Below are 14,339 nucleotides of genomic sequence, written 5' to 3' on the forward strand. Positions count from 1 at the left end.
GTACCCGGCCCTTCGGTGCGGGCCGGTGAATGGACGGGCCGCACGCTCGGTCTGGAGTCCACCCTCACCCGCGATAGCCGACGGGAGTAGGGACCAGCGGCCCACACCCGGGGGCCGGTCGGATCCTGTCCGGATCGGCACCCGAGGAGCAGGCTCGACGAAGCCGACCGTACGCGGGGCAGAGATTCCTGCTCGGCGAACAGCCGCCCACCTGGGGCCGGGCCGCGTTCCGTGGCCCTCCGCGACATCGCCGCCCTGCCCTTCCGCCGCGCTCACCCACTGCGGCGCCCATCGGCACGGGACGTATCGCGGGGCAGGCCGCTCCTCGACGAACGGAGTCCTTCGATGACCCAGCACACGCACACCGCAGAAGTCGACCGTCCGGTCGTCGGCTCGTACCCGACCTACACCGGCGCCCAGCGCGCTGTCGACTTCCTGTCCGACAGCAAATTCCCGGTGGAACGCACCGCGATCATCGGTTCGGACTTGCGCATGGTCGAGACCGTCCTCGGCCGCCTCACCCGCGGCCGGGCCGCACTGGCCGGTGCCGGCAGCGGCGCCTGGTTCGGTCTGCTGATCGGGCTGCTGCTGTCGCTCTTCGCCGCAGGCAGCCACCACGTCCTGGTCCTGATGCTGAGCGGGCTGGCCTACGGCGCCGTCTTCGGTGCGGTCTTCGGCTTCGCCGGCCATGCCCTCAGCGGCGGCCACCGCGACTTCGCCTCCCGCAGTCAGATCGTGGCCGCCCGCTACGACGTCGTAGCCGACACCGAGGTCGCCGACGAAGCCAAGAACCTGCTGATCAAACTCGGCTGGCGCGAAGACTGAATCCGCACCCCACGTCGGCCAGCACGGCGAAACCCCGGAGAAGAACCCCCGGTCCCCGCGGAGCGGCACCACACCCGCCACCGAGTCAATGGCCGTCCATGAGCGTGGTCGTCGCCGGATCGGACCGGCGCCCGTCGCTCGCCTCCGTCAGCGCGCGGAGGAGTGATGGCCTCAGCGGATCGGCGGGTCACGGGCAGGGATTGCTCCCGGTACCCGCCAGTCTCGAGAGAGACAGCGGTGCTGCCATGCGTCGCAGTAGGGAGGCGCTCATGAGTGAGGACCCGCCAGTCGGGAGGGAGGGCCGGCGTTCGACCGGGTACGGCTGCCTCGCCCTCCAGAGTGCCGCGGCACTGGTCGTCACGGCGCTCGTCTTGCTCAGCGCGGTGTTCCCCGGCCAGGCCCGTGCGGATGAGGAAGAGAGCCGGGAGGCGCCGGTGCTCGTCGAGCAGGCCGTCGCTCTGATCGCCAACGACGCCGGAGAGGCGCGGGTGGCCGAGCGTATCGAGGACGCTTTGAAGGCCCCGGACAGAGAGGGCGTCGACCTCGGTCTCGTTCGTCAGGCTCTCGATGTGGTCGAGGGCCCGGACGAGGACGAAAACGTCCTTCGGCGGGCGCGCGTACTGCTGCTGGACGCGCTCGGCGGCAGGCTGCCCTCCGCCCCGGAGAGCGGCCGGTTCGCGACGGGAACCGAGACCGGCACGAGCGTGGTGTTGGAGGAGTTCCGGCCAGCGCGGGGCGTCGCCGACGGCGGGGATGCGGCCCTGCTCGGCCTGGCCCTCGCCGCCGTCGTCAGCGGGCTGTGGCTCTCGCACAGGCTGCGCCCGCCGCACACGATCCGCGAACTCGAACACCGCGCTGCCCGGGAGGAGCGATGACCACCGGCCAGCCGTCGCCGGCCCCCGACTCCGCGTCGACCAGGCTCGTCCATCCCGGCAGATGGCGCCGTGCCATCGATGCGGTTGACGAACGCATGGGCATCAAGGCGCTGGCCTACCCAGTGCCCGAGCACGCCAACAACCTCACATGGAGCTTGGGCGGCCTGACCGCCGTCTCCTTCGTGATCCTGTTGGTCACCGGGATCTACATCGCGCAGTTCTACGTGCCCATCCCGGAGGACGCCAACCAGTCAGTGCGCGACCTGGTGACCGACGTCTGGCTCGGTGGCTTTGCCCGCGCCCTGCACTACTGGGCGGCGCAGGCGATGTTCGTCTTTGCCCTGCTTCATCTGCTGCGGGTGTTCTTCCACGCCTCGTACAAGAAGCCGCGGGAGGGCAACTGGGTTGTGGGCGCAGCGATGTTCCTGCTCACCTTTCTCGCCGTGTTCACCGGCACTGTTCTGAAATGGGACCAGGAGGGATTCGAGGCGCTGATCCACAATCTGGATGTGGCCGAGCTGCTCGGTGGGGCGGGGATCTGGTTCACCTCGGAGCTGAGTGACCGGGTGCCCATTCTGCTGCGCCTGTACAGCGCGCACGTGGTGATCATCCCCGGCCTGGTCCTGCTCCTCTTCGTCTGGCACGCGCTGCTGGTCAAACGGCACCAGATCTCGCCCCATCCGGAGATCCCGGCCCCCGAGGAGGAAGTACCCGAACCGTTCACAGCCCACCTGCAGAGGGTCGCCGCATTCGGCCTGGTGCTGCTGGGCGTGGTGGCCATCCTCGGCGTGCTGGTGCCGCCCGTGGTCGGCCCGACACCGGTCGAGGGGATCGAGGTCACTCGCCCACTGTGGATGTTCTGGTGGTTCTTCCCCATGGAGGAGTGGTTCGGGGTCGCGTCGATCGCGTATGTCATTGCGGGCGTGTTCGGACTGATCTTCCTTGTGCCGTTCCTCGACCGCAGCCCGAAACGACGATGGCGCGAGCGCAAGCTTGCCCTCGGGGTGGCCGGGGTCTTGCTGCTCGCACTTGTCGCGATCACGATCCAGGTGTGGGTTACCAGCCCGAAGGGGCACTGATGGACACCACTGCCGTACGACGCGCACGACGCTGGTTCTGGACGCTCACCGCAACAGCGGTACTCGCGATGGGCGCGCTGTCCCACGGCCTGCGCTCCGCTCCCGGCCCGACCACGGGGATCCTCGTCCTGGGCAGCTCTCTCGCGCTGGCCGCGTCCGCCCTCCAGACGGCGCGGATCCTGGCCGTGCTCGTCGGCCCTCCCTGTCTGCCGTTGCCCGGCCCCAGGGCGCGGCGACGTTCGGCCGCAGGCGGGCACCAGCGGCTGTCCTCCCGTCGGTAACCCCGGTCTCGCTCGTCAAAGGAGGAGTGACCGTGCAGCATCATCCAGATGACCGTGATCACCACGCACAGCATCACGAGAGTCCTCACAAAGAGCGCAGTACAGCGGTCTTGGATGTGCGCGGTTTGTCCTGGGCGTCGCAGCAGAGCACCGTCGCCGCCGTGCTGGGGCGGCGCCCCGGCGTCCTTCAGGTCGAGGTCAACCCGGTCGCGCAGTCGGCGACCGTGGTCTTCGACCCTCGGCGTACGTCCCTGGCCGAGCTTCGCCGCTGGGTGGAGGAATGCGGCTACCACTGCGCCGGCCAGTTGGTGCCGTCCCATGTCTGTGACCCGATGGCCGAGCCGGATCCTCCCGCCGAAGTCGCGGAGGTCCGGCATGTGGCTCAGGAGGGCCGAGCCGCGCGGGAGGCCGCCCGGGCCGTGTCACCGGAACGCGCTGAGCACGTCGAGCGCGCCGCGCCCCAGGCCCCCACCGAGGCTGAGCAGTTGCCGTCGCCGCACGAGCTGATGGGGCACGGCGGGCACGAGCCCATGTCGATGGCGGCGATGGTGGCCGACATGCGCAACCGCTTCCTGGTGGCGCTGCTGTTCTCGATCCCCATCGTCATCTGGTCGCCGATCGGCGAGGACGTATTCGGCATCGACGCGCCGGTCCCCTTCGGGCTGCGCCAGGACGTGTGGGCACTGCTGCTGAGCCTGCCGGTGATCTTCTACGCGTGCTCGATCTTCTTCGACGGCGCCCTAAGGGCTTTGCGTGCCCGCACCCTGGACATGATGGTGCTGGTCGCGGTCGCCGTCGGCTCCGGCTGGCTGTACTCCCTGATCATCACGCTCACCGGGGGCGGCGACGTTTTCTACGAGGCGGCCACCGTGCTGGCCTCCTTCGTGCTGCTCGGCCACTGGTTCGAGATGCGCGCCCGGGGCGGCGCCAATGACGCCATCCGCACCCTGCTCGACCTCGCCCCTCCCAAGGCACTCGTCGTCCGTGAACGTAAAGCGGTGGAGATTCCCACGGCCGAGGTCCAGGTCGGCGACCTGCTGCTGGTTCGTCCCGGAACCAAGGTCGCCGTCGACGGGATTGTGGAGGAGGGCGAGAGCGAGGTCGACGAGTCGATGGTCACCGGGGAGAGCCTGCCGGTACACAAAGCCCCCGGCTCGCAGGTCGTCGGCGCGACCATCAACGCCAACGGCACGCTCCGAGTGCGCGCCACCAAGGTCGGCTCCGACACCGCGCTGGCACAGATCGTCAAGCTCGTCCAGGAAGCCCAGAACTCCAAGGCACCGGGTCAACGGCTCGCCGACCGGGCCGCGTTCTGGCTGGTCTTCGTCGCCCTGATCGGCGGCGCCGCGACGCTGGCGGTCTGGCTGCTGGCCACAGACCGCTCTCTGGGCACCGCGATGCTGTTCGCCATCACCGTCGTCGTCATCACCTGCCCGGACGCTCTGGGCCTGGCCACCCCCACGGCCATCATGGTCGGCACAGGACTGGGAGCCCGGCGCGGCGTGCTGTTCAAGAACGCGGTCGCCCTGGAGGCATCGGCCAGCATCCAGACCGTCGTCATGGACAAGACCGGCACCCTGACCAAGGGCGAACCGGAAGTGACCGACCTGATCATCTCCCCGGGATGGGACGAGGGCGAACTACTGCGGCTGGTCGCGGCAGTGGAGCGCGAGTCCGAGCACCCGCTGGCCGAAGCCGTCGTACGCTACGCCGAGAGCCGAGCCGTGGACGCAGCCAGCGCCCGGCACTTCGAGAACATCCCCGGCCACGGCGCGACCGCCGTTGTCGACGGCCACCGGGTCGCGGTCGGCAACCGCAGACTGGCGATACGCGAAAGCGTCGACCTCGGCGAACTGGCCACCCGGCGAGACGAACTGGCTTCCACCGGCCGCACCGTCGTCATCGCCACCGTCGACGGCCGGGCGGCAGGCCTGATCGGCATCGCCGACGCGCCCAGGGAGACCTCGGCCGCCGCCGTGGCCGAGCTGCACGCCCTGGGCGTCGAGGTGGTCATGCTCACGGGCGACAACCAGGCCACCGCCCAGCGCATCGCGGACCGTCTCGGCATCGACACCGTGATCGCCGATGTCCTGCCCGGGGACAAGGCAGCCAAGGTCGCCGAGCTGCAACGCGGCGGCCGCAAGGTCGCCATGGTCGGCGACGGCGTCAACGACGCCCCCGCTCTCGCTCAGGCCGATCTCGGCATCGCCATCGGCGCCGGCACGGACGTGGCCATCGAAACCGCCGACCTCGTCCTGATGCGCTCAGACCCCCTCGATGTGCCCACCGCGCTGCGCATCGGCCGCGGCACGCTGCGCAAGATGCGGCAGAACCTCGGCTGGGCCATCGGCTACAACACCATCGCCCTGCCCATCGCCGCAGGCGTGTTCGAGCCCGCCTTCTCTCTGGTGCTGCGCCCCGAGATCGCCGCGCTGTCCATGTCCGGGTCCAGCATCATCGTCGCCCTCAACGCCCTGGCGCTGAAACGGCTGCGGCTACCGGGCGCCGAACCGTCACCAGCCGATCAACCCCCCGATGTCTCCGCCGTCCATGCAACCGGCGACGATGCCGGGACGGACACCGACCGCCGTGCCGCCTGACCTCCAAGCCTTAGCGGCGAGCGAGCTGTCCATTCCGGACCGCGAATCACCCTCGTGCCCGGCCCGATTGCGCTGCTGTTCCTGCTCGCGGTCCTCGACGGCGTCGTACGCGGGAATCTCACCCTGCTGCATGCCACCTCAGTCGCAGACCGCTGGGGCACCGCGGCATACGGCTCTCCGCTCTCCTCACAGCTCCCGCGACAGTCGCGGGAGCTGTTGCCCCCTGGGCCGGGGCAGCGCTGGCCGGACCGCTGGGCGGCTACGACGGCCTGTTTCTCGCACTCGCCCTCGTGTCTGCAGTGGCAGCTCTTCTGGCCTGTCGTCGGGACACCCTACCTGGCATGAGTGACAGGTAGGCGCGAGTGGCATGTGTCCCAGCCGATGCCGTCTCTCGCTCGTCCGGGGGCCAGGGCTGTGCGCACACCAGCGGTACCCCGAGCGGCAACTGACTACCTCCGGTCCTGATCACGGAGGCAGGAGCCGGGGCCCCCTGCACCAGAGAAGTTCGCAGGCGCGCCCATATCGGGCTACCCCCTTGCGTCCATGTGCCTGGCTGTACCTGTCATCGCCCCTGCGCCGTGGCAGGTACAGCCAGGCACATGGATGCAGGGAGTTGTGCGGTACCGGTTCCGCGCCTTGCTCACTGGAAGTGCCCGGCACCAGGTGATGCCGCGCGGGCGAGGCTCTCGACGGATCCAGCCTGTAGCCGGTCCGCCCCCAGGCGAGGCGAATCCAGGGACGCACCGTCACCCCCTACCTTGCGGACGACATCTCAGAGGCAGCGAACGAACCCGGGGCAACCAGCAGAGGTAGGCAATGGCCTCGACTGGCGCTCCGTCGACCGGGCAGGGCTGCCTGCTCCGTGGTTCATCACGGGGGATCACCCCACTGCTGGTCGGGACCTCCAGGCGTCGGGACAGGGATATACCCCCCTGCACCTATCAAGCAGGTAACTTCCCCGACCATGCAGGCCTATGAGCCCAGCACGACCGCATGAATCACTACCTCCGCATTACCCACTTCAGACAGGGAAACGTTTTTCCAGAAAAGGCAGACCCCGGCATATCCGTCCATGTCTTTTCGATTTCGTTCGACGGTGCTCGCGCGAGGTAATTGATCACGTCGCTACATCGGGTGAAGTACCACTTGCGAGGGCGGTGGCCTATGCCCTCTCATAGGTAGGGTTCTGCAAATGAACGAGACTCTTGATTGGCCCGAACTGTCTGGCGATCCAGAAAACTACCTAGAGGCCCTGGAGAAGAAGGAGGCTGAATTGAACCAGGAGCTTTACAAGCTGCGCCAGGTGGCGAGGCAAATGCGCCAGCTCCTGAAGGTCAAGGACACCCTCGCCGGCTGGCGTGACGCAGGCATCCCGGAGCAGCGTCAGCCCGAGGCCCGGCCGACGGACGCCGAGGGCACAGACACGGCTGCCCCTCAGCCCCCCACGCGCAAGATGAGGATCCTGGCCCTCCTCAGCCAAGATCCACACCGACGCTGGAAGGTGTCCGACGTAGCGCACGCGCTCGACGAGGTACCCAAAACCAAGAGCGTTCGCGTTGCCATGGACGAACTGGCAAAGGCGGGATCGCTCACTAAGCTGCCGAACGCCTTCTACCAGTTCACGCAATATCAGCAGACCTGATCCAGAAATAGGGAAGGCCGTCACCAAGGAGTCGAGGCCAAGGTGACGGCCAACGGCGACGAACCCCACCGATACCTTCCACAGCGCCGGATCAGTTCGTCACGTTGCATTTTACGGGCGGCCAAGCGCCGCCGGTAGCGTACGACGAAATTGGACCGGCCCTTCGCTCGAAGGGATGACCGGCCTTTTGTTCAGCTTCGAACAGCCCTTTGGTACACGCTTCCCATTCGACGCCTCTGCCCTGCGGCGAGGCTCCGCGTCATACGTCGCGCCCCGGCCAGAGATCACAGTCCAGCGCCTTTTCCAGGTTGGCGATGGTCAGAAGATCGGGCCACGCCTCCCCAGCGATCGCCTTGGCAATCGTGTAGCGGGCGACGCCGCTGATCCGCGACAGCTGGGCAACCGACCAGCCCTTGTCGTCGAGCGCGGCCTTGAGCCTGGCAGCCATGGCCTGAGCGACCCGCGCCCCGTGATGGTCGGTCATGAGGGCCTCAGGCCACGCACCGTCGGCGCAGTAGGCGCGCGGCGGCAGTCTGCGGGCATCTCCTTGGGGCATGAGATGAAGTCTGACCCATCCGGTCCTCCCCGGTCGCGCGCGGTCACTGCTACGGATACATGTTATTCGAATAGCACCCCGCCCGCTGGGGTGCTGGTCTGGCGACATGTGATGACTCAACGGATCAACTCGTATCGACCGAACGGTTCCCCCGCGGGGTGGAGCCGCGTCGGCGACGAAGTGCGCCGTGTGGTCCTGCTCGCTGACCCCGTGCTCCCGCACAAAGCGCGAGAACTCCTCGGCACATTGGCACAGTTGGCGCTCTTCTGCTCGGGTGAAGGCCTGCCCGTCAACGCCGAGGTGTGGCTCCAGCGTGAGGTGATCGAACGCTTCATCGCGGTGGGCTGCCCGCACGTGGAGGAGAGCACCCGCGGCAACTACCGCTCCCGGCTCCTGCGGCTGCGCGAGGTCGTCTTCGGAGGGGACTGCGTCACGGGCGAACCCGCAAAGCTCTCCGGCTCAAGCCGAAACCGGCCCTACAGCCGCAGGGAGCTGGCGGACCTGTGGGGGTGGGCCAATGGCCAGCCGACCGATGAGCTGCGCTGGGGCTGCAAAACGCTCCTTGCCCTCGGTGCAGGCGTCGGCCTCGACTCTCCAGAAGTCATCCCCCTGCGAGTCCACGACGTCCGCTCCTCGCCCTACGAAAGCGGCGCGGTGGTCGTGGCCACCCGTGGCGAGCGAAAGCGCGAAATCCTCTGCCGTCGCCCCTGGGAGCCGGTACTGGCAGCGGCGGCCGAGCGGCTCACGGCACCCGGAACCGCCAGCTATCTGTTTCGCCCGAACTCCTACGGCCGGGGGACGAACACCGTGACGAACTTCCTGGCCCGGACCAAGCCCAGCCAGGGCGTTCCCCGCTTGGTCATGGGCCGCCTGCGCACAACGTGGCTGGTCGACCTGTTCAATGCCCGACTCCCCATCACCGTGATCGTGGCCGCTGCCGGTGTCGACACCCTGCACGGCCTGTCCCGAGTCCTCCCGTACCTCGCAGGCATCCCCGCCGACGAGGCCGCCAGGCTCCTGAGAGGCGACTGATGGGCGGCAGCGCCCCGAGCGGGGTGCCCAAGGACCGACACGAGCGACTGCTGGCCATGCGTGCGGAACGCAGACTGCTCGCCGACCCCGACGTCGCGGCAGCCTGTGAAGAAGTCGACAACAGCGGCCTCGTCCCAATGCTGCAGGAGTTCGTCCACCTGGGCCGCGGCCGACCCCGCAACCTCTCCTTGCGCACACTGCTGATCGGCCTCCACCTGTGCACCCAGATCCATGGTGGAAGGGTCGTGCTGGAGCGGGTCACGGACATCCTCTTCTTCGGGATCAGCAGTGAGGCTCGCGAAAGCCTCGCCATCCCCGACTACCCCGACCACGACCAGGGCTTCGAAGCCGGCTACGCCGTCGTGCGGCGCCTCTTCCACGCGATGCGCAAGGCGATGGACCCCTCACCCCTGCCGGCCAACAAATGCCTCTCCCGCGAGAAAGCAGCACGGCTCACGGCAGCCGCAGACCCGGAGGCTCTCGCCGAACGAGAACACCGGCTCGCCCTGTTCACCGAGTTTCTCCTGGACGCATCCGTACGTCCCCTGAAGGACCTGCTCGCCGAGTTGTCGGACGGCTCCCTGGCCGTGGACGCCACCCCCATCCGTACCTTCTCCAAGGGGCGCAAGACCAACGGCCCCGAACTCGCCACCGACCCCGACGCCGGCTGGTACGTCCGCGAAGGTGACCACCGCGACCCGGACGCCGCACCCGCCGCAGACGCCGTGCGACCGCCGACGAAGCGCGGCAAGAAGAGCAAGCCCGCAAAAAAGGGCAGGAAGGGGAAGAAAACCTCGCTGAAGAAGAAGGCCAAGTACCTGTTCGGCTACGACGCCGCCCTCGCCGTCACCCGTGACGCCCGCTACGACGAGATCCTCCTGGACGACAACACCCCCAACCCCGACGTCCTCCCAGCCCTTGTCCTCGGCGTCTCCCTCGACAAGCCGGGCTGCCGCCCTGGCTACAACGGACTGAAGGTCCTGAGCCGACTACGTCAGCGGGGCTACAAGCCGGGCTACGTCGCCGGGGACCTCGCGTACAACAACTCGGAGCCCGACGAGTGGCAGCTGCCCGTCCGCGCCCTCGGCTACAAGCCCGTGTACGACTACCGCATCAATCAGCTCGGCAAGCAGGCCGAAACCCAGGGCGCGATCCTGGTCGAAGGAACCTGGTACTGCCCCTCGATGCCCGAGCCCTTGATCGATGCCACTAAGGACCTCTGTGCCGAGCGCATCGACCGCGAGACCTGGATCCGGCTCATCGCCGCCCGAAAGTCCTACCGCCTCATGCCCAAAGAGAACGAGGACCCCGAAGGGCACCAGCGCATGATGTGCCCGGCCGCGGCCGGCAAGGTTCAGTGCCCCATCAAATCGAGATCAATGGGCCGCGGCATCCACCTTCCGCTCGTCGACCCCGAGCCGAGCCCCGCCGGCCCGCCGAAGGTCTGCCGCCAACGCAGCATCACGCTCGCCCCGGCCGAGGGGGCCAAGCACTGGCAGCCCCTCGAGTTCGGCGACGAGGAATGGCAGAAGGTCTACTTCCGCCTCCGCAACAGCGTCGAGGGCTACAACGGCTACGCGAAGAACCCCCTCGCCGAAGCCATCGAGGCCTCCGGCACCCGACGCATCCGCGGCATTGCGGCCCAGACCATCCTTCTCGCCTTCCAGCTCGCCCACGCCAACCGCCGGAAGATCAAGAACTGGGTGGAGACCCTCGCCCTCAACGGGGAGCGCCCGCGCAGACGCACGCACCACCGGCGCCGCACCAAGCCGCTGGGCAAATGGACACCCACGGGATTCCTGGCACCCACCGGCTAGAGATCAACGCCAGCGCATACCAACTGAAGATCATCAAACAAGCAGAGCCCGCACCGTGAGGCATGTCATGGTGTGGGCTCATTCACGTCGAAACGCCCCGTACACACCGAACTCGGGCCGGTCGCGCTCCCGACCAACGAGAAACGGGCCCCCACCAGGACTTTCGTCTCTGGTGAGAACCCGTTTCGTCGGTTTCTCTCTGTGCGCGAGGGGGGAGTTGAACCCCCACGCCCTTTCGGGCACTGGAACCTGAATCCAGCGCGTCTGCCTATTCCGCCACCCGCGCATTGGGTGTTGCCGCCTGTCCCCACCTGCCGGTGGAGCGCCTGGCGACATGCAGAAGATTAGCACGCTGCACAGGGTGGATTCACATCCGATTGTTTCGCGGACGGTGCCGGGGAACAGGGAACGGAAGGCGGCCGCCCCCGCTCCTCCTTGGAGCACCCCGTGTGCGGGACACTGTCAGGAGGCCGCCTCTACGATCCGTGTGAGAGGTGACACTCATCGACGGGGCAGACAAGGGGAACCAGCCGATTTCCCGACGCGTGGATACGATCAGTAAGCAGTACCAGGACGGCAACGACGGAGGAGGTGCCTCATGGGAGTCCTGAAGAAGTTCGAGCAGCGACTCGAAGGTCTGGTCAACGGCACCTTCGCCAAGGTGTTCAAGTCCGAGGTCCAGCCCGTCGAGATCGCCGGCGCCCTCCAGCGCGAGTGCGACAACAACGCGACGATCTGGAACCGCGAGCGGACTGTCGTCCCCAACGACTTCATCGTGGAGCTCAGCGCGCCCGACTTCGAGCGCCTGAGCCCGTACTCCGGCCAGCTCGGCGACGAACTGTCCGGACTGGTACGCGACTACGCCAAGCAGCAGCGCTACACCTTCATGGGGCCGATCAAGGTCCACCTGGAGAAGGCGGACGACCTCGACACCGGTCTGTACCGGGTGCGCAGCCGCACCCTCGCGTCGAGTACGTCACAGTCGCCCGAGCGGGCACCTGCCGGTCCCGGCCACGCCGCCGCCCCCCAGGGCGGCGTCCGCGGCGGCTACGGCTACCCGCCCACCGCAGCGCCTCCCATGCCGGCCGCGCCCCCTCCGGGCGCCGGCCGACCCGGCCCCGCGCCCGTCGCGGACCGCCGCCCGGCACCGGGCCCAGGCCCGATGCCGAGCACTCAAGTACGACGTTGGATCGAGATCAACGGCACCCGCCATCAGATCTCCCGCCCGACGCTGGTGCTGGGTCGCAGCACCGACGCCGATGTGCGGATCGACGACCCCGGCGTATCGCGCCGGCACTGTGAGATCCGGACCGGAACGCCCTCGACGATCCAGGATCTCGGGTCTACCAACGGCATCGTGGTAGACGGGCAGCACACCACCCGCGCTACGCTCCGCGACGGCTCGCGGATCGTCGTGGGCAGCACCACCATCGTTTACCGGCAAGCCGAAGGGTGAAGCGGGGGCAATGTCAGAGCTGACCCTGACGGTCATGCGGCTAGGTTTCCTGGCCGTACTGTGGCTGTTCGTTATCGTGGCCGTTCAGGTCATCCGCAGCGACCTGTTCGGTACGCGCGTCACGCAACGCGGTTCGCGCCGCAATGCCGACGCACGCCCCCAGCAGGCACGCCAGACCGCCGCGCCTCCGCAGCAGCGGCAGCAGGCGAGCGGCCGCCAGCGGCGCGGTGCGCCCACCAAACTGGTCGTCTCCGAAGGCACCCTCACGGGCACCACGGTGGCGCTGCAAGGGCAGACAATCACCCTGGGCCGGGCGCACGACTCCACAATCGTGCTGGACGACGACTACGCGTCCAGCAGGCATGCCAGGATCTACCCGGACCGTGACGGCCAGTGGATCGTCGAGGATCTCGGGTCCACCAACGGCACATATCTCGACCGGACCCGACTCACCACCCCGACACCGATTCCGCTGGGCGCGCCGATCCGCATCGGCAAGACCGTCATCGAGCTGCGGAAGTAGTACGACAATGAGCGAGCGGAGCGAGCGAGCCGCAGCGGTCCCGACAGCGGACCGGGACGGGCTCCCGACCGGAGGGTGGGCAGTGTGGCTCGAGACCGGCTGTACCCCGAGCCGACGGGCGAGGTGCGCATGACTCTGTCTCTGCGTTTCGCCGCCGGATCACACAAGGGCATGATCCGGGAGGGCAACGAGGACTCCGGCTATGCCGGTCCCCGCCTTCTGGCCATCGCCGACGGCATGGGCGGACAGGCCGCCGGCGAGGTCGCCTCGTCGGAGGTCATCTCCACCCTCGTCACACTCGACGACGACGTGCCCGGCTCGGACATCCTCACCTCGCTCGGCAGTGCCGTACAGCGCGCCAACGACCAGCTGCGGCTCATGGTCGAGGAGGACCCCCAGCTCGAAGGCATGGGCACCACTCTCACCGCCCTGCTCTGGACCGGGCAGCGCCTCGGCCTCGTACACGTCGGCGACTCCCGCGCCTATCTGCTGCGCGACGGCGTGCTGACGCAGATCACACAGGACCACACCTGGGTGCAGCGCCTCGTCGACGAGGGCCGGATCACCGAAGAGGAAGCCACCACCCACCCGCAGCGCTCCCTGCTGATGCGCGCGCTGGGCAGCGGCGACCATGTCGAGCCCGACCTCTCCATCCGCGAGGTCCGCGCCGGCGACCGCTATCTGATCTGCTCGGACGGACTGTCCGGTGTGGTCTCCCACCAGACGATGGAGGAGACTCTCGCCAGCTACCAGGGCCCGCAGGAGACCATCCAGGACCTCATCCAGCTCGCGCTGCGCGGCGGCGGCCCGGACAACATCACGTGCATCGTCGCCGACGTCCTCGACGCCGACTCCAACGACACCCTGGCCGGGCAGCTCAGCGACACCCCGGTCGTCGTCGGCGCGGTCGCCGAGAACCAGCTCCAGCTGAACGACGGCGGCGCCATGCAGACCCCGGCGGGCCGCGCGGCCGGCCTCGGCCGCCCCGTACCCCCGCAGCAGCCCGGCGGTGGCTTCGGCCCGCCCGGCAGCGGCGACGACATGGGATACGGCGGGATGCCGCCCGAGGGCAGCTTCGGCGCATACACCGACGACGACTTCATCAAGCCGCGCGGCGGCCGCAAGTGGCTGAAGAGAAGCTTCTACATCGTGCTCGCCCTGGGGGTCGTCGGCGCCGGCCTGTACGGCGGCTACCGCTGGACGCAGACCCAGTACTACGTCGGCTCCAAGGACGAGCACGTGGCGCTCTACCAGGGCATCAGCCAGGACCTGGCCTGGGTCTCGCTCTCGGACGTCGAGAAGGACCACCCCGAGATCGAACTCAAGTACCTCCCGCCCTACCAGCGCAAGCAGGTCGAGGCGACGATCACCGCCGAGAGCCTCAGCAAGGCCAAGGCGAAGGTCGACGAGCTCGCCGACCAGTCCGCGGCCTGCAAGAAGGACGAGCAGCGCCGCGACGCCGCGGACCGCGCCAGCACTCCGCCGCCCGGTGAGGGCGAGGCCGGCGGCACCACCGGCAAGCCCACCACCCAGAACGCACAGACCAAGCCGACCGCACCTACTCCCACTCCGGGCCCCACCCTCTCGGAGGAGGAGCAGAAGCTGGCCGCGAACTGCGGAAAGCAGTAATCGGCCGTAGGGGGCCTTTCTCCA

Annotated in this window: 12 protein-coding genes, 1 tRNA gene and 1 pseudogene; 12 read left to right on the plus strand and 2 right to left on the minus strand. The window is 68.3% G+C overall.

What is annotated here, in order from left to right; genetic code table 11:
• Positions 1-345 precede the first annotated feature (345 nt).
• The 7 genes and pseudogenes from OOK40_RS13760 (at position 346) to OOK40_RS13790 (ending at position 7,302) form a co-directional block, all read left to right on the plus strand.
• Positions 346-825 carry a general stress protein gene (locus OOK40_RS13760; RefSeq protein WP_266480492.1) on the plus strand — a complete coding sequence of 160 codons (480 nt, stop codon included), beginning with the start codon at positions 346-348 and terminating at the stop codon, positions 823-825.
• Between the two features lie 269 nt (positions 826-1,094).
• Positions 1,095-1,700 carry a hypothetical protein gene (locus OOK40_RS13765; RefSeq protein WP_266480494.1) on the plus strand — a complete coding sequence of 202 codons (606 nt, stop codon included), beginning with the start codon at positions 1,095-1,097 and terminating at the stop codon, positions 1,698-1,700.
• Positions 1,697-2,779, plus strand: a complete 1,083-nt coding sequence (locus OOK40_RS13770) for a cytochrome b N-terminal domain-containing protein (RefSeq protein WP_266480495.1) — start codon at positions 1,697-1,699, stop codon at positions 2,777-2,779. The genes OOK40_RS13765 and OOK40_RS13770 overlap by 4 nt, the downstream gene beginning before the upstream one ends.
• Complete coding sequence (locus OOK40_RS13775) at positions 2,779-3,060, plus strand: hypothetical protein (RefSeq protein WP_266480498.1); 282 nt, start codon at positions 2,779-2,781, stop codon at positions 3,058-3,060. Before OOK40_RS13770 ends, OOK40_RS13775 begins: the two co-directional genes overlap by 1 nt.
• A gap of 32 nt (positions 3,061-3,092) precedes the next feature.
• On the plus strand, positions 3,093-5,660 hold the full coding sequence (locus OOK40_RS13780) for a cation-translocating P-type ATPase (RefSeq protein ID WP_266480502.1): 2,568 nt from the start codon (positions 3,093-3,095) through the stop codon (positions 5,658-5,660).
• 51 nt (positions 5,661-5,711) lie between these two features.
• Positions 5,712-6,016 (plus strand): annotated as a pseudogene (locus OOK40_RS13785) (MFS transporter); the annotation flags it as partial.
• 836 nt (positions 6,017-6,852) lie between these two features.
• Complete coding sequence (locus OOK40_RS13790) at positions 6,853-7,302, plus strand: hypothetical protein (RefSeq protein WP_266480503.1); 450 nt, start codon at positions 6,853-6,855, stop codon at positions 7,300-7,302.
• 259 nt (positions 7,303-7,561) lie between these two features.
• Here OOK40_RS13790 and OOK40_RS13795 read toward each other — a convergent pair whose 3' ends face one another.
• Positions 7,562-7,858: a helix-turn-helix transcriptional regulator gene (locus tag OOK40_RS13795; RefSeq protein WP_266480505.1), complete on the minus strand. Its 297-nt coding sequence runs from the start codon at positions 7,856-7,858 to the stop codon at positions 7,562-7,564.
• A gap of 189 nt (positions 7,859-8,047) precedes the next feature.
• Between OOK40_RS13795 and OOK40_RS13800 the strand changes: the two genes are divergently transcribed.
• The gene (locus OOK40_RS13800; RefSeq protein WP_266480508.1) at positions 8,048-8,890 is read left to right on the plus strand and encodes a hypothetical protein; all 843 of its coding nucleotides are present in this window, start codon (positions 8,048-8,050) and stop codon (positions 8,888-8,890) included.
• Positions 8,890-10,707: a hypothetical protein gene (locus OOK40_RS13805; protein ID WP_266480509.1), complete on the plus strand. Its 1,818-nt coding sequence runs from the start codon at positions 8,890-8,892 to the stop codon at positions 10,705-10,707. Before OOK40_RS13800 ends, OOK40_RS13805 begins: the two co-directional genes overlap by 1 nt.
• Positions 10,708-10,909: 202 nt before the next feature.
• On the opposite strand, the gene OOK40_RS13810 is transcribed toward OOK40_RS13805, so the two are convergent.
• Positions 10,910-10,993: transfer RNA gene (locus OOK40_RS13810), tRNA-Leu, on the minus strand.
• Positions 10,994-11,305: 312 nt separating this feature from the next.
• Between OOK40_RS13810 and OOK40_RS13815 the strand changes: the two genes are divergently transcribed.
• The 3 genes from OOK40_RS13815 (at position 11,306) to OOK40_RS13825 (ending at position 14,315) form a co-directional block, all read left to right on the plus strand.
• Positions 11,306-12,163 (plus strand): DUF3662 and FHA domain-containing protein, encoded by an 858-nt coding sequence (locus tag OOK40_RS13815; protein ID WP_266480511.1) that lies wholly within the window; start codon positions 11,306-11,308, stop codon positions 12,161-12,163.
• A gap of 10 nt (positions 12,164-12,173) precedes the next feature.
• On the plus strand, positions 12,174-12,686 hold the full coding sequence (locus tag OOK40_RS13820) for an FHA domain-containing protein (RefSeq protein ID WP_266480513.1): 513 nt from the start codon (positions 12,174-12,176) through the stop codon (positions 12,684-12,686).
• Between the two features lie 129 nt (positions 12,687-12,815).
• Positions 12,816-14,315 (plus strand): PP2C family serine/threonine-protein phosphatase, encoded by a 1,500-nt coding sequence (locus tag OOK40_RS13825; protein ID WP_266480517.1) that lies wholly within the window; start codon positions 12,816-12,818, stop codon positions 14,313-14,315.
• Positions 14,316-14,339 lie beyond the last annotated feature (24 nt).

The organism is Streptomyces sp. NBC_01481, from assembly GCF_026339995.1.
GTDB lineage: Bacteria > Actinomycetota > Actinomycetes > Streptomycetales > Streptomycetaceae > Streptomyces.

What these genes read in the sequence shown, in the direction of transcription:
- OOK40_RS13760 (WP_266480492.1), top strand. Translation starts at nt 346, where the DNA reads ATGACCCAGCACACGCACACCGCAGAAGTCGACCGTCCGGTCGTCGGC.
- OOK40_RS13765 (WP_266480494.1), top strand. Translation starts at nt 1,095, where the DNA reads ATGAGTGAGGACCCGCCAGTCGGGAGGGAGGGCCGGCGTTCGACCGGG.
- OOK40_RS13770 (WP_266480495.1), top strand. Translation starts at nt 1,697, where the DNA reads ATGACCACCGGCCAGCCGTCGCCGGCCCCCGACTCCGCGTCGACCAGG.
- OOK40_RS13775 (WP_266480498.1), top strand. Translation starts at nt 2,779, where the DNA reads ATGGACACCACTGCCGTACGACGCGCACGACGCTGGTTCTGGACGCTC.
- OOK40_RS13790 (WP_266480503.1), top strand. Translation starts at nt 6,853, where the DNA reads ATGAACGAGACTCTTGATTGGCCCGAACTGTCTGGCGATCCAGAAAAC.
- OOK40_RS13795 (WP_266480505.1), bottom strand. Translation starts at nt 7,858, where the DNA reads ATGCCCCAAGGAGATGCCCGCAGACTGCCGCCGCGCGCCTACTGCGCC.
- OOK40_RS13805 (WP_266480509.1), top strand. Translation starts at nt 8,890, where the DNA reads ATGGGCGGCAGCGCCCCGAGCGGGGTGCCCAAGGACCGACACGAGCGA.
- OOK40_RS13815 (WP_266480511.1), top strand. Translation starts at nt 11,306, where the DNA reads ATGGGAGTCCTGAAGAAGTTCGAGCAGCGACTCGAAGGTCTGGTCAAC.
- OOK40_RS13820 (WP_266480513.1), top strand. Translation starts at nt 12,174, where the DNA reads ATGTCAGAGCTGACCCTGACGGTCATGCGGCTAGGTTTCCTGGCCGTA.
- OOK40_RS13825 (WP_266480517.1), top strand. Translation starts at nt 12,816, where the DNA reads ATGACTCTGTCTCTGCGTTTCGCCGCCGGATCACACAAGGGCATGATC.